General features: G+C 39.5%; 20 protein-coding genes and 1 riboswitch. Of the genes, 13 read left to right on the top strand and 7 right to left on the bottom strand.

The window, feature by feature from the left end:
- Positions 1-114 precede the first annotated feature (114 nt).
- The 3 genes from MHI35_RS09950 (at position 115) to pbuX (ending at position 3874) form a co-directional block, all read left to right on the top strand.
- Positions 115-1620, top strand: a complete 1506-nt coding sequence (locus MHI35_RS09950; RefSeq protein ID WP_335349479.1) for a carboxypeptidase M32 — start codon at positions 115-117, stop codon at positions 1618-1620.
- A 136-nt stretch (positions 1621-1756) separates the two neighbouring features.
- Positions 1757-1856: riboswitch (purine riboswitch) on the top strand.
- A gap of 117 nt (positions 1857-1973) precedes the next feature.
- Positions 1974-2558 (top strand): xanthine phosphoribosyltransferase, encoded by a 585-nt coding sequence (xpt, locus tag MHI35_RS09945; protein WP_003215672.1) that lies wholly within the window; start codon positions 1974-1976, stop codon positions 2556-2558.
- The gene (gene pbuX / locus MHI35_RS09940; protein ID WP_211064277.1) at positions 2555-3874 is read left to right on the top strand and encodes a xanthine permease PbuX; all 1320 of its coding nucleotides are present in this window, start codon (positions 2555-2557) and stop codon (positions 3872-3874) included. Before xpt ends, pbuX begins: the two co-directional genes overlap by 4 nt.
- Positions 3875-4066: 192 nt before the next feature.
- Here the strand turns inward: pbuX and MHI35_RS09935 are convergent, their stop codons facing one another.
- Complete coding sequence (locus MHI35_RS09935; RefSeq protein WP_335349480.1) at positions 4067-4870, bottom strand: polysaccharide deacetylase family protein; 804 nt, start codon at positions 4868-4870, stop codon at positions 4067-4069.
- 567 nt (positions 4871-5437) lie between these two features.
- On the opposite strand from MHI35_RS09935, the gene MHI35_RS09930 reads away from it, so the two are divergent.
- From MHI35_RS09930 to MHI35_RS09905, 6 genes are all read left to right on the top strand, one after another.
- Positions 5438-6538: a type III polyketide synthase gene (locus MHI35_RS09930; protein WP_211064279.1), complete on the top strand. Its 1101-nt coding sequence runs from the start codon at positions 5438-5440 to the stop codon at positions 6536-6538.
- Entirely contained in the window at positions 6535-7044 is a 510-nt protein-coding gene (locus MHI35_RS09925; RefSeq protein WP_144522912.1) for an isoprenylcysteine carboxyl methyltransferase family protein, read from the top strand. Before MHI35_RS09930 ends, MHI35_RS09925 begins: the two co-directional genes overlap by 4 nt.
- A 64-nt stretch (positions 7045-7108) precedes the next feature.
- Positions 7109-7216, top strand: a complete 108-nt coding sequence (gene fbpC, locus MHI35_RS09920; protein ID WP_306172627.1) for a Fur-regulated basic protein FbpC — start codon at positions 7109-7111, stop codon at positions 7214-7216.
- A 133-nt stretch (positions 7217-7349) separates the two neighbouring features.
- Complete coding sequence (locus tag MHI35_RS09915; RefSeq protein ID WP_211064280.1) at positions 7350-10949, top strand: dynamin family protein; 3600 nt, start codon at positions 7350-7352, stop codon at positions 10947-10949.
- A gap of 41 nt (positions 10950-10990) precedes the next feature.
- Positions 10991-11254, top strand: a complete 264-nt coding sequence (locus MHI35_RS09910) for a YpbS family protein (protein ID WP_012010324.1) — start codon at positions 10991-10993, stop codon at positions 11252-11254.
- 275 nt (positions 11255-11529) lie between these two features.
- The gene (locus MHI35_RS09905; protein ID WP_211064281.1) at positions 11530-12417 is read left to right on the top strand and encodes a 5'-3' exonuclease; all 888 of its coding nucleotides are present in this window, start codon (positions 11530-11532) and stop codon (positions 12415-12417) included.
- A 16-nt stretch (positions 12418-12433) separates the two neighbouring features.
- Here the strand turns inward: MHI35_RS09905 and MHI35_RS09900 are convergent, their stop codons facing one another.
- The 3 genes from MHI35_RS09900 to MHI35_RS09890 are packed head-to-tail and all read right to left on the bottom strand — an operon-like array spanning position 12434 to position 13690.
- Positions 12434-12559, bottom strand: coding sequence for a hypothetical protein (locus tag MHI35_RS09900; RefSeq protein ID WP_012010322.1), 126 nt, complete (start codon positions 12557-12559; stop codon positions 12434-12436).
- A 44-nt stretch (positions 12560-12603) separates the two neighbouring features.
- Positions 12604-12999: a reverse transcriptase-like protein gene (locus MHI35_RS09895; RefSeq protein ID WP_211064282.1), complete on the bottom strand. Its 396-nt coding sequence runs from the start codon at positions 12997-12999 to the stop codon at positions 12604-12606.
- A gap of 1 nt (position 13000) precedes the next feature.
- Entirely contained in the window at positions 13001-13690 is a 690-nt protein-coding gene (locus MHI35_RS09890; RefSeq protein WP_211064283.1) for a queuosine precursor transporter, read from the bottom strand.
- A gap of 94 nt (positions 13691-13784) precedes the next feature.
- On the opposite strand from MHI35_RS09890, the gene MHI35_RS09885 reads away from it, so the two are divergent.
- The 3 genes from MHI35_RS09885 (at position 13785) to MHI35_RS09875 (ending at position 14992) form a co-directional block, all read left to right on the top strand.
- Positions 13785-14456, top strand: a complete 672-nt coding sequence (locus tag MHI35_RS09885; RefSeq protein WP_211064284.1) for a ribonuclease H family protein — start codon at positions 13785-13787, stop codon at positions 14454-14456.
- A gap of 1 nt (position 14457) precedes the next feature.
- Positions 14458-14640 (top strand): zinc-finger domain-containing protein, encoded by a 183-nt coding sequence (locus MHI35_RS09880; protein ID WP_003215998.1) that lies wholly within the window; start codon positions 14458-14460, stop codon positions 14638-14640.
- 169 nt (positions 14641-14809) lie between these two features.
- Positions 14810-14992: a hypothetical protein gene (locus tag MHI35_RS09875; protein ID WP_003215507.1), complete on the top strand. Its 183-nt coding sequence runs from the start codon at positions 14810-14812 to the stop codon at positions 14990-14992.
- Between the two features lie 45 nt (positions 14993-15037).
- Here the strand turns inward: MHI35_RS09875 and cspD are convergent, their stop codons facing one another.
- Positions 15038-15238: a cold-shock protein CspD gene (gene cspD, locus MHI35_RS09870; RefSeq protein ID WP_003215784.1), complete on the bottom strand. Its 201-nt coding sequence runs from the start codon at positions 15236-15238 to the stop codon at positions 15038-15040.
- Positions 15239-15496: 258 nt separating this feature from the next.
- Here cspD and MHI35_RS09865 point away from each other — a divergent pair, with 258 nt between their 5' ends.
- Positions 15497-16198, top strand: coding sequence for an AIM24 family protein (locus tag MHI35_RS09865; protein WP_211064285.1), 702 nt, complete (start codon positions 15497-15499; stop codon positions 16196-16198).
- A 34-nt stretch (positions 16199-16232) separates the two neighbouring features.
- On the opposite strand, the gene MHI35_RS09860 is transcribed toward MHI35_RS09865, so the two are convergent.
- Entirely contained in the window at positions 16233-17384 is a 1152-nt protein-coding gene (locus MHI35_RS09860; protein WP_211064286.1) for a diglucosyl diacylglycerol synthase, read from the bottom strand.
- A 228-nt stretch (positions 17385-17612) separates the two neighbouring features.
- Complete coding sequence (gene metA / locus MHI35_RS09855) at positions 17613-18521, bottom strand: homoserine O-acetyltransferase MetA (protein WP_211064287.1); 909 nt, start codon at positions 18519-18521, stop codon at positions 17613-17615.
- Positions 18522-18605: the final 84 nt, after the last annotated feature.

Genomic DNA, 18605 nt, shown 5'->3' with positions numbered 1-18605 from the left:
AGAAAAGAGAGGAGGATACCATCTGCGTATCCTCCTTTTTCATTGACAAAAGAACATTCCTTGAAGTAGCCTTGAAACGTACATACATATTTTATCGATTGGGGGAACAAACGTATGAGTCTTGAAGCACAAGAGAAAGCGTTTTATCAATTACTAGGAAAAATCGCCCACTATACGGAGGCGCTCCATTTACTTTATTGGGACTCTAGAACACAGGCGCCTAAAAAAAGCGCTGATTTCAGAGCTGAAACGATCGGTCAATTATCAAGTGATATTTTTAATATGAAGACTTCTAATGAAATGAGAGATCTTCTTGACGCATTAAATAAACACCGAGATGAGCTGTCAAAAGATACACAAAAGGCGCTCGAATTATCACAAAAAGAGTATGATGAAAACAGCAAAATTCCGAAAGAAGAATTTAAAGAATACTCGATTTTACAATCAAAAGCAGAGCATGTCTGGGTAGAAGCAAGGGAGAAATCAGACTTTTCACTCTTTGCACCATACTTAAAACAGCTCATTGATTTTAACAAGCGTTTTATTCAATATTGGGGCGTGAAAAAAACACCATATGATGTGCTACTCAATAACTATGAGCCAGATATGACGGTTGAACAGCTCGATCAAAAGTTTGGTGCACTTCGTGATGCCATTGTTCCTCTCGTGAAAAAAATTGAAGCCTCTTCTCATAAACCGGATACTTCATTTTTATCGAAAAGCTTTCCGATCGACAAACAAAAGGAACTGAGCCTTTTCTTCTTAAAAGAATTGGGATATGACTTTGATGCAGGACGTCTGGATACAACAGTACATCCGTTTGCGGTGACATTGAGCAGAGGGGATGTTCGTGTGACGACTCGTTATGATGAGCATGATTTTCGGATGGCAATCTTTGGCACGATTCATGAGTGTGGTCATGCCATCTATGAGCAAAACATTGATGAGGCGCTGAGCGGAACGTTATTATGTGATGGCACATCAATGGGGATCCATGAATCACAGTCTCTTTTCTTTGAGAACTTTATTGGCAGACATGAAGACTTCTGGAAAACGTATTATCAAAAGCTTCAAGAAGCGTCTCCTGAGCAATTTAAAGATGTCTCTTTAGAAGAATTTGTGCATGCTGTGAATGAATCGAAGCCAACTTATATTCGAATTGAAGCAGATGAGCTCACCTATCCACTTCACATTATCATCCGCTATGAAATTGAAAAAGCGATATTTAATGAAGAGGTTGCGGTTGAAGACCTGCCTGCACTGTGGAATGAAAAATATAAAGCATATCTTGGCATTACGCCTCCTAATGATGCACTTGGCATCTTGCAGGATGTTCACTGGTCTGATGGTAGCTTTGGATATTTCCCTTCATATGCCCTTGGTTATATGTATGCGGCGCAACTAAAGAACCAAATGATCCAAGATTTACCGAATTTTGATGAGCTGATTCAAAATGGGTCTTTTGCACCGATAAAAGAATGGCTCACAACTCATGTTCACCAGCATGGAAAACGCAAAAAGCCTTCTGAAATCATTCAAGATGCGACTGGTGAGGAATTAAATGTACAATATTTAATCGATTATTTAACTGATAAATATACGAAACTGTATTTGTCTTAAATAAATGGCACCCTTTCCTCAGAAGGGTGCTTTTTTGATGCTTGAATATTCTAAAAACGAACGTTTTGATCTTATTTATTATTTAAGTTCGGTATTTTTCTAGAAAAGTGCTTTCCAAGCGTCTGAAATCTTGTTATAATTTGAACACTATAGCACTCATATAATCGCGTGATGATGGCACGCAAGTTTCTACCGGACACCGACACCGTCCGACTATGAGTGAGCAAATGAAACAGCTCTTGTTTGAGCTGAAGATCCGTGGATCGTTTTCGCATTGCTTGCTCCTCATGGACAGCAATGCTTTTTTTATGCGAAAAATGAAAATGGTTGCCAATATGCTGGGAGGAAGAATGATGGAATTGTTACGTCAAAAAATTGAGAACGAAGGAATCGTTCTGTCAAATCAAGTGTTAAAGGTAGATGCCTTTTTAAATCATCAAATTGATCCTGTCTTAATGCATGAAATCGGGCAAGAGTTTGCTAGATTATTTAAGCATGATGGCATTACAAAAATTATCACAATCGAGTCTTCAGGCATTGCACCTGCTGTGATGGCTGGACTAGCTCTTCAAGTACCCGTTGTTTTTGCTCGAAAACGTCAATCACTAACACTAACAGAAAACCTATTAACAGCGAGTGTGTACTCTTTTACAAAAAAAGTAGAAAGTACAATCGCTGTCTCAAATACGCACCTCGGTGAAAAAGATTGTGTCTTAATCATTGATGACTTTTTGGCGAACGGTGAAGCCGCTAAAGGACTTGCCGCAATCGCAAAGCAGGCGAAAGCAAAAGTAGCCGGATTTGGCATTGTCATTGAAAAGTCATTCCAGCCAGGAAGAGATGCGCTTGTTCAAATGGGCTACCGCGTCGAATCCCTTGCACGTATTGAATCACTTGAGGAAGGGAAAGTCACGTTTGTACGAGAGGTACAATCATGAGTGCTGCTAAAAAAGCGAAAACACTCTCGCTAGGGATTCAGCATGTGCTGGCGATGTATGCAGGTGCGGTTCTTGTACCACTCATTGTGGGAGATGCACTCGGCCTCACCCCTGCACAGCTGACTTACTTAATCTCGGCAGACATTTTCATGTGCGGGGCTGCCACGCTCCTGCAAGTTTGGAAAAACCGTTTCTTTGGTATCGGTCTGCCTGTTGTATTAGGCTGTACATTTACTGCGGTTTCTCCTATGATTGCGATTGGTTCTAAATACGGGATTTCGTCTATCTATGGAAGTATTATCGCTTCGGGGTGTATCATCATTCTGCTTTCCTTTTTCTTTGGGAAGCTTGTGAAATTTTTCCCGCCTGTCGTGACAGGGTCTGTCGTCACCATTATTGGCATAACCCTTATTCCAGTAGCGATGAACAATATGGCAGGAGGAGAAGGAAGTGCTGATTATGGTTCTTTTGAAAATCTAGGACTCGCTTTCCTTGTACTGTTTATCATTGTGCTGCTCTATCGATTCACAACAGGCTTTATGAAGGCGATCGCCATTTTAATCGGTATTCTCCTTGGGACAGCCGTTGCTGCATTTATGGGAAAAGTGGAAACAGCTGAGGTGGCGAATGCGCAAGTTTTTCGCATGATTGAACCATTCTATTTTGGCATGCCTACCTTTGAATTTGCACCGATTATGACGATGACGTTAGTGGCAATTGTGTCATTAGTCGAATCAACAGGTGTTTATTTCGCACTAGGTGATTTAACAAACCGCTCATTAAAAGAAAAAGACTTAGCGAAAGGCTATCGCGCAGAAGGGATTGCTGTGTTATTAGGTGGTATCTTTAATGCTTTTCCTTACACAGCCTACTCGCAAAACGTTGGGTTGATCCAGTTGACTGGGGTCAAGAAAAATCAAGTTATCGTTGTGACAGGTGCATTGCTCATGTTATTTGGACTTTTTCCTAAAATTGCTGCATTTACGACGATTATTCCAAAGTCCGTTCTTGGCGGCGCAATGGTTGCGATGTTTGGGATGGTCATTGCCTACGGTATTAAAATGCTCTCGCGTGTGGATTTTGCCAAACAGGAAAACCTGCTCATTGTTGCATGCTCAGTGGGGATCGGCTTAGGTGTCACCGTTGTGCCGCAAATGTTTGAGCATCTGCCAGAATCAATCAAATTATTAACAAGTAATGGCATCGTGGCCGGCAGCTTTACCGCTATTTTGCTTCATATTATTTATCACATGATTCCTTTTAAAAAAGAAAGCGGGCAGGACCTGATGGAAGAGCCTAAGCAATCTGTTATGTAAACCCCTCTCTTGGAGAGAGGTTCAGATTATGGACAAAGAGCTAAAATGACCTTTTATTTTAGCTCTTTGTCTTTTTTTTAGCTTGATAAAAAACTTTTGAAGCCCTAGGATCCTAGGAAAGAGCGTGTGAGGATTTGTCTACAAGCTGAAAGCCCGCATCTTTTGGATACGGGCTCTTTGTGATTAGCACGATTAATGTTGTACCGGCGGCATTGTTTCGTTAATGACGGCAAATGTATAGCCCCTTGCTTTTAGCTGGATAATTAGGCTATCTAAATAGTTTGTGGTAGAGGGTTGATCATGCATTAAAATAACTTTTGGTTCCCATGGTTTATTTTTCTCAAACATTTGCAATTGATTCAATACCTCTGGAACATATTGTGAGTTTTTATATCTCCAGTCAAGGCTATCAATCGTCCAGTCCCAGTAAATAAAGCCACTTTGGTTTAAACGTACTTTTTGATGATATGTTAAATTTGGAACACTTCCATAAGGGGTTCTCACAAGACGGCTGTAGACGCCTGTAACGGAGGCAAGAATACGCTGAGCTTCTCTCATTTCATTTACAGGAGACTCGCTGTTCTGATAAAAAAGGTTTATATCATGCGTCATGCCATGAAGACCTAATTGATGTCCTTCTTGATAAAGTCTTTTCACAGTTGATTGGTGTGCTTGGATTTGCGGTCCAAGCATGAAGAATGTCGCCTTCACGTGATGTGCTTTTAATACATTTAACAGCTGATTTGATGTAGCAGAAGGACCATCATCAAATGTTAAAAAGACCGTTTTATTCGTTGCCTGTTGGTTTGGATTGGTCTTAAAATGTGTATCCAATGTTCTTGTAGACTGATCTTTTGCTTGCCCATTTGTCGCCTGTAAATGGGGTTTAGACATATCCCAGATAAAAAAGAGAAACAGTGTAAGTAGCACTAAACCAATTACCTTTGAGAGAAGTATCGTGTTGTATGGTGTCTTTTTTTGGGAAACCTTTTTCATGACAATCACTCCAGTCAATTAAATTTTGAGCCGAACCATGTTGTCGATTCTTTCTTTTTTCACTGTTTTTCTTGGTGCTCATATTGATTAAGTATATAGTGGGAAAAATCCTGTTTATATAGAAAATTCAAATGAATTAGAAAATTTATGGTTGTTACTTTGTGTTGATCAGCAAAAAAGGTGAGATCGAAACGTTAATATGTATACGCTAAGATAGCAGCAGATTTGACCATTCATTCGAAGCAAAGGGAGATTCCGTATGAAAGTGTTGTATCATGATGATTTCATTGAAAAAAGGGTGCTCATGAAAGGTGTGGGAGTCTACGTTCTGAACACTTCTCTTTTAGAAGTGTTTTTTTGCATAAAAAAAGCAGGTTCGCTTGGCTTGGAACGAACCTGTGAAGGAGGAAAACTACATCATGTTTTCACCTATATTATCCAATATTTATCAATTGTCGTCAAGACAAAAAGTTAGACGGAGGAAAATGTTTTGATCGAATTGTGACGCTTTGGCATGTATATCCTTTTTTCAATAGGGGATATTAACCGAAAAAAGAGGTGAAGCCGATGGCGTACATTCTTTCAGTTGGAACGAGTCACCCGAAGCATCACGTGGATCAGAAAACAGCTGCTGATTTTGCTAGGTCTCAATTTAAACGTTCGTTTAAAGATATTGACCGGCTGCTGAGAGCATTTCAAAATGGAGAAATTATAAGTAGGCAGTTTGTGCAGCCCATTGAATGGTATCAGACGCACCACTCTTTTGAAGAGAAGAACAATATCTATTTGGAAAAAGCCCTTACTCATGCAAAAGAAGCAATCATACATTGTCTTCAAGATAAGACGTTTCTGAAAAAGCCAGTCCCAGTTGAAGAGATTGATGCATTGTTTTTTATTTCAAGTACCGGCTTATCGACCCCAAGTCTAGATGCAAAACTTATGAACGTCCTTCCTTTTTCTCCTTATACGAAACGAGTACCAATTTGGGGCCTAGGGTGCGGAGGCGGTGCAGCAGGGCTGTCGCGAGCTTATGAATACATAAGGGCATTTCCGGAAGCAAAGGTACTTGTCGTTGCCTGTGAGCTGTGCAGTTTAACGTTTCAGCCGCAAGATCAATCAAAAAGCAATTTGATAGGCACCTCGTTATTTGGAGACGGGACGGCGGCGGTTCTTTTAGCTGGAGAAGAAGCTACGCTTGACTATGCCTATTTAAAAAAGGTCCCTAAAGTCCTAAGCACGCAATCCGTCACAATGAAAGATTCTGAGGATGTGATGGGCTGGGACTTTACAAGTGATGGCTTTCGGGTAATTTTCTCCCGTGACATTCCATCGATGATTTCCGGCTGGTTAAAAGAACAGGTGGATCAATTTTTAGAGGAGAAAGGATATTCAACTAAAGACTTGTCTGTTTTTCTAGCCCATCCTGGTGGAAAAAAAGTAATTGATGCGTATGTTGAAAGTCTATCTTTGCGAGAGGATCAGTTATTTTCTTCAAAAGAAGTACTCAAACAACACGGAAATATGTCCTCTGCCACAGTTTTGTATGTCATCAAGCATTTCCTTGAACATCAATCTGCTGAAGTGGGGGAGTTGGGACTTTGCGGAGCACTTGGTCCGGGCTTTTCTTCAGAGCTGCTGCTTATGAAGTGGGAGGAGGTCTTGTCATGATCATTTGGCTTGTCATCGGCTTCTTCGTTTGTCAGCGGCTCATTGAAATGCTTGTCGCCAAAAGAAATGAAAAGAAAGTAAAAGCACTAGGTGCCATTGAATTTGGTGCGAGTCATTATCCTTATATGGTCGCTATGCATACGGCCTTTTTTCTCTCACTTATAGTAGAGATAGGGCTTTTACATAAAGGGCCATCTCAATATTTTCTTGTTCTACTCCTTTTCCTGATGGCTACACAGATTATTCGGTACTGGGCATTATGCTCTTTAGGAACGTACTGGAATACAAAAATTTTAGTCGTGCCAAACGCAACGATTGTAAAAAAAGGGCCGTATCGCTGGTTGAAACACCCTAACTATGTAGTCGTAGCGATTGAGCTTTTGCTGATTCCGTTATTGTTTGAAGCGTATGTCACTGCCATTTTGTTTACATGTTTAAATGCATGGATGATGGTTGTACGAATTCAAACAGAGGAGAAAGCATTAAATCAGTATTTGCTAAATTAATATTGAAAATCATTATCAATTGTGCTACACTTTCATTAATGATAAGCATTCTCAATCATGAAGGATGGACGGTGATCACATGACAATGATTTTCTTGCTCGGTACGGTGTGTGTATATAGTCTATTAATTGGCTTCGTATTAAAAGGTGTCTCCAAAAAATCTGCTTCCTGATTCCAGTCAATTGCGACTGATCGGGTAGCAGATTTTTTTTATTTCCTCAGATCAGAAGAAAAATCTCTTTATTTTGTGTAAAATGGTATCACATACATAACTGACTTTTCTAAAAACAAAGGGGTTTATCGTCATGAAAGACTTGTCTATTCGAGATTCGCTCGTTCAAACTACTGGAGCTTTATATCAAAGCTTTCTCAAAAGGAATGATCATGAGCGGGCAGCCAAACTTGCATCGATTATCAAAAAGGAAGCAGAAAAAGAAGTGTATATCGCTTTTACCGGCCACTATTCTGCTGGAAAGTCATCACTTGTGAATCATCTGCTTCATGATCACATTTTGCCAACGAGTCCAATCCCAACAAGTGCAAACTTGGTCGTCGTGAGGAAAGGGGAAAGTGAAGTGCAGCTTCACACCTCAGATGGCCGTTTTGCAAAAATGAGCGGCTCTTATGATAAAGAAGAAGTACAGCATTTCTGTAAGGATGGAGAACAGATTGAAATGGTGGAAATTAGCGGTGATTATAGAGGTCTTGAAGATCATGTGGCACTGATTGATACGCCAGGAATTGATTCAACGGATCATGCTCACTTTATGTCTGCTGCGTCTATTCTTCATCAAGCAGATGCTCTTTTTTACGTCGTTCACTACAACCATGTTCATTCTGAAGAGAACATTCGTTTTATTCGATCCATCAAAGAAAAAGTGCCAAATCTTTATTTCATCGTAAATCAAGTGGACCGGCATGATGAGCGTGAAACTGCATTTGAAGACTACAAAAATCAAGTGGTTGACATGCTCCTTAAAGAGGGCATTGAAGAAGATCATCTATACTTTACATCTGTAACCGATGAGACCCACCCAAGAAATGAAATGATTCGTTTAATCAAAAAACTGCAAGAATTACAGACATTGCCGAAGGCCTCACTTCGGGCTTATACGGACCAGAAAATTGAGCATGTCTTAAAAGAGCACATTGACTCGTTAAAAGAAGACCTGCAAGGTGAGGAGCTTGAGTCACAGCTCGAAGAAAAAAGAAAAGAAGTAAAAGAATTGGAAGCGAAAAATCACTTCATTGAAAATGGGGCCAAACAATTAGAAGAAGAAGTATCTACTGAAATCGAGAGCATTTTGAAAAATGCCAACCTAACGCCATTTAAAATGAGAGAACTCGCAAGTGACTATATTGAATCCAAAGCACCTGGTTTTAAAGTGGGACTGCTTTTTGCTAAAAATAAAACGGAGCAGGAAAAAGAAAAACGGGCCACTGACTTTTTAACAGATGTCAAAGCGAGAATGAAGGCAGAAGTGGACTGGCATATTGCTGAGCTGCTAAAAAAAGAAGTCAAGAAGCATCAGCTTGGTGAAGACTTATTAAATCAAGTGATGGCGTTTGAAACACCTGTGCAAGAATCACTCCTTGCAAGTGTGATTCATCAAGGTGCAACGTTCTCCAATGAATACGTGCTGCAATATGCAAAGGATGCTGGCGAAGCCTTGAGAAGACAGGCTAAACAGCAAGCGATGATACTGGTAGAACAAATGGTGGAGTCGCTGAAAGCCAAGCTTATGGAAGATAGAGCAGAGCAGCAAGAAAAATGGGCTCAGTCTGCAAAAGAGCTCGAAACACTCGATCAGTTCACCAAAAAAAATGAACAAATGAAGCGAGATATTCAGCATCTATGGGATATATGGCAAAATGGAACGGATGAAAAAATCGAAGAAGATTGGTTTTACGCGAAAAAGAGACAAATGCAGCATGACCAGCTAAAACAGGATCAAGTGACCATTCATCTTGAAGAGAGCGAACAAGAAAAACCGAACAAGCAGATAGAGCAACCTCAAATGCGTCAGGCACAGCATGTCACGACGGCACAGTCGATTGCCCAGTTTGAGCAGCTTTCTCAGATTTTATTGCCATTAGATGCACTCCAATCTCAAAGAAAGTCCTTTGAAAAACGAACAAAACGGCTGCAAGCGAAAGAATTTACACTCGCTTTGTTTGGGGCTTTTAGTTCGGGGAAATCTTCCTTTGCAAATGCTCTTGTCGGGAGAAAGGTGCTGCCATCCTCTCCCACACCAACAACGGCAACCATTAATAAGCTGACGCGGCCGACGGAAGATCACCCTCATGAAAGTGTCAAAGTGGTGTTCAAAACCGAACAGGATATATTAGAGGAGCTCAATCAGATCCTAGGATTTCCGGTCTCAGACGAAAAGGGAGAGACGTTACCATCAAAGCTCGAACGAACGCTGAAAAAAAGACAGCTTGAACAAGATCACCGCATTATTGTTGAACATTTTTTACAGGCGCATACCCGTTTCCTTGATCACATTACGAAGCAAACGCCGCTTCATGTCACTCTACAAGAACTGAGGCCATACGTGGCAGAAGAAGCTGTTTCTTGTGTAGTGAAGGAAGTGACGGTTTATTTGAGTACACCTCTAACAGATAAAGGGCTGACTATTGTTGATACGCCAGGCGCTAGCAGTATGAATAAGCGTCATACAGAAATCGCCTTTCAATATATGAAGGACGCAGATGCGCTTCTTTATTTAACTTACTACCAGCACTCTTTTTCGAAGGCAGATCGGTCATTTTTACGTAAGCTTGGGCTTGTAAAAGATTCATTTAGCATGGATAAAATGTTTTTTATTATTAATGCAGCTGATCTCGCAAAGGATCAAGCAGAGCTTGACACCGTCTTTGACTATGTGAAAAATGAACTTACAAAAGAAGGCATAAGAAACCCAAACCTTCACCATGTCTCGAGTAAGGAAGAGATCGAAGGAAAGGGAGAGACGGCTTATAATCAATACGCAAAGCTTAGAAAGAAGCTCGACTATTTTATTGAGGAAGAATTAACGAAAGATGCGATCGAGCTGTTATATTTTGAAGCTGGTACGTTATGTAGAACAGTCGACAAACTGCATGCGACGCTGCATCAGTCAGAAGATGAGAAGCAAGCGGAAAAGAAGAAGATAGATGCATCGTATGAAGCGATTCTTGATCAAATGAGTCATGTAAAACAATCTAAGCTAGTGACAGAAAGTGTGAAAAAGGACTTACTTGAGCAGCTCTATCATATTGTGCAGCGCCTGTCACTATTTGCGAATGATCTGTTAAAGACAGCCTTCTATCCTGGAATATCCCAAGGGAATTTCGGACAGCAATTGAAAAAAGCACTTGAGAAGGCACTAAAGGATTATGAATTTGAATTTGTACAGGAGTTAAAGGCACTTGATATCCGGATGGAATCGTTTATTCTTCAATACTTCCAAGAGGAATGGGAGAAAGGATTACAGGCGGCATGTGCAGATGACCCTTATTTTTATCTCTCACTGTCGCCGCCAGAAGAGAAAAATGCTGAACTGAAACAAATTGAAGTCGAAGCTGAACTGACGCCATTCGAACCGATCTTAAAGAAACAAAAATCAGCGAAAGTTTTCTTTGAACAGAATGGTAAGGCTGCTTTTATTGAAGGGATTCGAGACATTCTTCATCAGCTAACCACGAAATGGGCAGATAAAGAAAAAGAAGAATTACTAAGCAGGTACAACATGATGGTGAAGACGTTTACGGAAAGATATGAAACAGAAGCACTCGAGCAGCTAAATGAACAAAAACAAACATTTATCACGAGTCTCACGACAGATGCTAAAGAGCAGGCGGTCATTGAACAAGTTTATGAACAAACAAACGAATGGAAGAACCAGTTGAAATCCATTTGATTCATGGTAGACTAAATAAAAAAGAAAGCAGTTGATACAAAATGACGAGCGTACACGAAGAGATCTCCGCACACTCACAAAAGCAACATGCTCATATCCAGTCTTTTCTTGAGCTTGAACAGAAAAGAGAACAAGCAATAGAGATGGCTGTATTCAAATGTGAGCAAAACGAGCCATTTACAACAGACGAGATCAACGCCATTACGTCGAAGATGAATGAGCTTGCACGAGGCGGTATTGTTCCACTGCGTAAGCTAGTGACGAATGATATGGTTAGGGAGTATGTCGAGCGGAAACAGAAGTAAAAGAGTAACATTCTCTTTTTTGGTCATCTTAATGAATGTACCGAGAAAGGGGAATGATCATGAAAAAAAAGCAACAGGCAAAGCAGCAGGATAAGCGTGACCCTAAACAAAAAGACATGCCGTCCTATGCAGAAGCAGAATCGAAAAAAATGCAATACGGTCAAAAGTAAACAGGCTGCCTCTTCTTTTCCAAAAGAAGAAGGCGCCTTTTTTAAGTCTAGTTTTGCGTTCTGTGATAGAATAGGAGTATTGTTTTGAAAAGGGAGTTTATAAGAATGAGAAAACACGTACTGCTTGTAGATGGAATGGCGCTTTTGTTCAGATCGTTTTATGCGACAGCTGTCCATCGCAATTTTATGATAAATGACCACGGTGTGCCGACAAATGGAGTGAATGGCTATTTGAAACACTTATTAACAGCTGTACAGACATTTGAGCCAACTCATATTGTGTGCTGCTGGGATATGGGGAGTCAAACCTATCGAAACGAATTGTTTCAAGATTATAAAGCAAATCGTGGAGAGGCGCCTGTCGAGCTCATTCCGCAATTCGATTTAGCAAAAGAAGCTACAGAAGAACTAGGAATTGTGAACATTGGTTTAAAGGGCTTTGAAGCAGATGATTGCATTGGTACTCTTGCTGCGCTTTACCAAAAAGAAGCACGTGTGACTGTCCTAACTGGTGACAAAGACTTACTGCAAATTTTGAATGAACAAGTGACTGTGGCCTTGATGCAAAAAGGAATTGGCAATTATAAGCATTATACAAAAGCCTTATTTGAAGAGGAAATGGGAATCTCACCGAAGGCACTCATTGATATGAAAGCACTCATGGGTGATGCAAGTGATAATTATCCAGGTGTCAAAGGAATCGGAGAAAAAACGGCTTTGAAATTTATTCAAACTTATAAAACGATTGACGGTTTATTAGAAAATGTCCATGAACTAACGGCTGCACAGCAAAAGAAAATGCAAGCAGGGTTAGAAGATTTGAAGCTTTCTCGTCTATTGGCAGAGATCAAATGTGATGTCCCGCTCAGCTGCCCAATAGATGAAGCAAAAATGAACATCAATCAAGAACGTGCTGCTACTATGCTAAGGCACCATCAAATTAAAGGAATCGAACCGATGATGAATCGTTTAAATATAAGAGAGATCAGCTAAAGCCGATCTCTTATGTTCATCTTTTTGTATTGCTTTTCTTCGCGCTATTTTCTAGCTGAGATAGTGGCTGTTTATCTTTTGTTTGCGCATCACCTTGTGGGGTTGTCCCATTTGTGACACGACCTTTATTTTCTTTATCCAATCAGTATCACCTCACATACATTAGCATAACCGAAAAAAAGCGATTCATCCTTTAGAAAGGTGAATCGCTTTTCTTGCGAGCTGATCTGCTACTTGATTTTCCTTACTCGGAATCCATTTAATAAAAAATAAATCAAACTTGCTTTGAAGTTCGATCATCTCTTTAATAAAATGCTGAAAGGCTGGATTTTTAGCAAATCCTGCATTGGCTGCGCGGTCAACTACTTGTGAATCTGTGCGAAATGAAACGGTACGCAATCCTTTTTCCACGCAGATTTTCATCCCCTCGATCAGAGCAGAAAATTCTGCTTCGTGATTACTCATGGACCCTAGAGGAATGGAGAAGGATTCAGCCTTTCCATCATATTTGATGAAAATGCCGATGCCAGAGGGACCTGGATTCCCTGCACTCGCACCGTCAATGTAGATTTCTGCTGGCACATCATTTCACCCTTTCATCTAGCGGAACCATTTTTTTCGCTGCATATGCGTAAGGTGTTGCAATCGCAGCGACGATAAATTTAATGACATATGTCGTGATGAAAATTTCTATCCATACATGAATTGGATACGTGCCAAGAAAGGCAATGGTCGTGAAAATCAATGTATCAAGTAGCTGGCTAATCATCGTACTTCCGGCATTGCGCACCCAGAGCGCACCATCGGAAGGAAATATCCGGCGAATAAACGAATATACATAAACATCTAGCATTTGACTGATGATATAAGCAGCGAGACTGCCAAGTGCAACCCTTGGCATAAACCCAAATATGGTTTCCAGCGATGATTGTGAGATATCAGATGGAGCGGGATGGAAAAGCAATGCTTCCTGCATGACAACAGTTAGTGTTAGAAGGGTCGCAAAACCAATCCAAACAGCTTTTCTCGCTTCATTTTGGCCATATTTTTCATTCAATACGTCCGTTGCAAAGAACACACTGCCATATAAAATATTTCCAAGTGTTGCCGTTAGGCCAAATAATTCAACGGTTTTGACAACTTGTAAATTTGCGGCAACCGTCGCAAAGCCAATCCAGACAAAAAGGCCCATCTTGCCAAATCCTTTATAAAATAAAAGAACAATGATAAAATTAATGATCGCAAATAAGATCCAAATACCTTCATTAAACAAGTGACATGAACTTCCTTTCTCATTGTAAAATGTAACTTTTTGATTATAGCATAACGTATGTTTACCTTAAAAGCACGGGAAGGCGATGTGATCAATGAAATTAAGAGCACACTACACAATGAAAGTGAAATCGATTGGGGCCATTGCTTTTTATCAAGAAGATTGGTTGGAGCTAAAAGAGGCCCTAAGGTTAGCAAAACATATCGACAAAAAAGAACCCCAGTCACTTCTGTCATTTGAAGATGAAAAAGGGGCCATGTGGTCTATAAAAGAGCTTGAAAAGCTAAATGAAGAATTAAAGCTTGAACCGGATCAGCTTCAAGTCTATTTTGATGCAAGTTTTCATAAAGAAACAGGCGACTCTGGTCTTGGTGTTGTCGTCTACTATCAGCTAGGAAAAGACGCTTATCGATTGAGGAAAAATCAGCCTTTCCAAGGGAGCACTAATAATGAAGCAGAGTATGCGGCTTTATTTGAGGCAGTAAAAACTTTAAAAGACCTAGGAGCAAGCAGAAATTCTGTTACGATTAGAGGAGATTCACTTGTTGTCATGAATCAGTTAAAAGGAGAATGGCCTTGTTATGATGATGTACATAACAAATGGCTTGACCGAATTGAAGCGACTTTAAAAGAGCTGAAGCTGACGCCAACCTATGAAGCCATCGATCGGAAACAAAATGCAGAAGCGGATCAGCTTGCAAGACAGGTTCTTGCAGACGTCCCAATCGAAAGTACATTGAAATTAGAAGCAGACGGAGCTGAATAATGTGGATAAAAAAACAGCAGTACAAGAATTGACCGATCTTCAAGACACGTATTGTTCAGATTGTTTGATTAAGAAGCATTTTCGAAAAGAATTTGGCAAAAAATATGCCCATTCCTTTTGTATACAGCAATGCACCGTTGGAGAGAAAATAAAAGAATATGGCCAAACGCTACTCAAAAAATAAACGGATGCACCGGTTTTCCCTTCTCAAACATCCGTTCTTGAAAAAAAACGGATAGAATGTGTAAAAAAAGAACATATTCCGAAAAATGAGCCGATATAACTATAGAAAGTTTTGGTTGAGTTACTTTTTGACTAAGTGACGGATATTAGAGGAAAAGGGGAAGGCCGGTATGAATAATAAGGAGTTCGAAACGGTATTACATCGAACATTTCAAGAGGTGTACAGCGATCTAGAGCAACTTGTAGATGTAGCAAAGAAGGGAAGACCTTTTCTCGAAAAAGATATTTCTGAAATTGAACAACGACTGAAGCAAAATATTTTAGCAATTGAAATTCAACTGAAAATCAAATAAGAGAGGCATAAGCCTCTCTTTATTTTGCATCATTGATTTAGTTGATTAGATTTTTGTTACGTTTGCAGCTTGAGGTCCACGATTACCTTCAACGATTTCAAAAGAAACTTCTTGTCCTTCTTCTAAAGACTTGTAGCCGTCACCTTCGATAGCTGTGAAGTGAACGAATACATCGTCTCCGCCTTCAACTTCAATGAAGCCGAAACCTTTTTCATTATTGAACCATTTTACTTTACCGTTTTGCATATTGCTTTTTCCTCCTAGTACTGTAGCATACCTTTTGGCATACTAAAAAAAATTTTCATCACCTAACGACTTTGCAGTTGCTAAATGATGCTTCCACTATACACCATTAAAAGTAAAGCGTCAAGCAGGAGAGCCAAATTTTGAGCAGAATGTTTGATTTTTTTGATAAATAACAATAATAGCTAAACCGTCCCCATTTTCTGAAACTTTATGCACAGTTTGTCCGTATATAAAAAAAATACAGAAAGAGGTGCTATCATGAATCGTTATACACTCGAAGAATTTGTTCAGAATACGCAGCAGGAAGATAAGGGAGAAGGGGTCTTCGAACTTGAAACACCAAGACTTTTAGAAATTAATTTGACGGATACCATTTGGGCCAAAACAGGGGCCATGGTTTCGTACCGAGGCAAAATCAAATTTGAACGTGAGGGCGTGTTTGAACATGGTGTCTCAAAGATGTTCAAAAAAATGCTGTCAGGAGAAGGCACTTCCCTCATGAAGGCAACCGGTGATGGGAAATTATATGTAGCAGATCAAGGCAAAAAAATCTCAATTCTTCGTTTGGCTCAAGGCGAATCCATATTTGTGAATGGGAATGATTTGCTCGCATTTGAACCTTCAGTCCGCTGGGATATCAAATTGATGAAAAAAGTGTCGGGGATGCTTGCAGGGGGATTATTTAACGTCAAATTAGAAGGACCAGGTCTTGTTGCGATTACGAGTCATTATGAGCCGCTCACATTGATTGTTGAGCCGGGGGACTCTGTCTATACAGATCCAAATGCGACAGTTGCATGGTCAGGGGATTTAAAAACGGAATTTGTGACAGATGTTTCATTCAAAACCTTTATTGGTAGAGGAAGCGGCGAGTCTATTCAAATGAAATTTAGCGGAAGCGGATTTGTGGTCGTGCAACCATTTGAAGAAGTGTACACAACAAATGGAAATCAAGGATAAAGAAAAAAGTGTCCGTCAATGACGGACACCTTTTTTATGATAATGCGCGAGCATACGTTTTGTTATTCGTGATGAGATCTGATTGCTCAACGATATCTTCCAAAATGGTTTGAGAAGAATGCTTTAAGTGAAGATTTTTCATGTTTTGTTTCATGGTTTCTAACTTCTCTTCATCTTGAAGCAAGTTGGTCACAGATTCTAAAATGTCTTCATGTCTGTTGATGACGATGGCTGCACCATAATCTTCAAAGAAATGAGCATTTTCCTTTTCTTGTCCAGGGACAGGCTTGTAAAGAATGACTGGGACGCCGATTGCTGTTGCTTCTGTTAAAGTAATGCCACCTGGTTTTGTGATCATACAATCTGTTACTCTGAACAATTCATCAATTTGTTCCACATATCCAAGCGCCTTCAATTGATCTGGATGTGCTTGTTCAAGATCGCTTAGTGATTGTTTCAGCGCCGCGTTCTTTCCGCATACAACAACAATTTGTACTTCACTGTCTAGAAGCAATGCTTCACATAATTCCTTGACATTTTTCAGTACACCATGAGCACCGGCCATAATCAGAAGAACTTTTTTGTTTGATGATAATCCATATTTTTTATAAATCTTCGATTTTGGCACGTCTGCTTCAAATTGTGGTCTAATAGGAATGCCTGTCACTTTGACATCGCTTGGATGTGTGCCGATTTCGACTAATTTTTGTTTCACATAATCGGTTGCAACATAGTACCGGTCGATGTTTTCGTGTACCCAAATCTTATGAAGACAGAAATCTGTCATCACATTAAATGTTGGGATGACTTTTCCTGTTTTGTTCCGGTATTCAGGAACAACAATCATCGGGAATGTAATAATAATGATATCCGGATTGTGTAATTGAATAAGTTCATCAAGACGCTTATTTCCCATTTTTAAATAAATGTTAAATTTGCGTTTATTGTAAATTTTATCTACACCGTAATAAAACAAGCGATAAAATTGTTTCCCAATGGAAAAGCTCTTCAAGTATAAATATTGAGTCACTTCCGACACAATGGGATTTGATTCTTGATACAAATTAGAAACTACAACATGCTCAAACCCTTGGGATTTGCACTCATCATACAGTGTTTTAGCCACCTGCATATGTCCATTTCCATAATTTGCGGTCAAGATTAATATTTTTTTATTGGTATTCAAGAATATTCACCTCAAATGTAATCAACAACAACAAAATTTCGTACGAAAACTATTAATCTCATAGGTCTACATATACATAAAGATAACATATAAACAGTCAGAGCATATCATTCGTTACGAAAGAATTAAACTAATTTTAAAAAACAACAAGACTAAATTGATAATGGAAGACAGAGCCATTTGTATTTTAACACATTTTGGCCATTTATCATCAGACTACAGTCTATTTTATTCCCAAACGTATGGTGTTTCTTGATAAACATAATAATTGAGCCAATTCATAAACAGTAATGTGGCATGGGCTTTCCATCGATTCACTGGGACTAATGTGTCACCATCTTCTATAAAATAGTGGACAGGTTTTTGGACTGTATCATCCTTCAACAAATCTCTTTCATATTCCTGCTTCAATGTGTCTGTATCATATTCAGGATGTCCAGTTAAAAATACTTGTTTATCATCATCTGAAACAATTAAACAAACACCCGCTTCTTCAGAGATACTCAATACTTTCAAGTTCGGTGTGTTTTTTAATTGTTCTGTATTAATATCTGTATGCCTCGAATGTGGGACATAGTATACTTCATCGAAACCTCTGACTAATCTTTCTTTTTTCTCTTTCACAAGATGCTCAAATACACCAAATTTTTTCTCAGCAAGCTTGATTTTCTCAATACCATAATGGTGATATAGGCCTGCTTGTGCGCCCCAGCAAATGTGCAGAGTAGATGTCACATTCGTTTTACTCCAGTCCAAAATCTCCTGCAGCTCTTTCCAATAAGAAACTTCTTCAAAAGCTAAATGCTCAATTGGTGCGCCTGTGATAATCATTCCATCAAATTTCTTATGGCGAATCGATTCAAAGGTCGTATAAAATTCATCTAGATGCTCTCTCGATGTATTTTTTGGTGTGTGTGTACTTGGAATCAAAAACGTAAAGTACACTTGCAAAGGAGAATTCCCGAGCATTCTGAGTAGCTGCGTTTCAGTTTGTATTTTTTTTGGCATTAAATTTAAGATCACGATATTCAAAGGACGGATATCTTGCTTGAATGCCCTTGTCTCATCCATGACGAAAATGTTTTCACTCTCTAGTATTTGTTTTGCCGGCAGATGAACTGGTATGTTAATAGGCAACTCGCCACCCCCTGAACCAAAGCTAATTTCATTTCATTATAGGAACTTTCTGGCGATATTTCAATGTTTCAATTATGTTACAAT

This window comes from Bacillus sp. FSL K6-3459 (assembly GCF_038003305.1).
Lineage (GTDB): Bacteria > Bacillota > Bacilli > Bacillales > Bacillaceae > Bacillus > Bacillus pumilus_O.
Note: the sequence above shows the minus strand (reverse complement) of the source record. Positions and strands in the feature narration are given on the sequence as shown.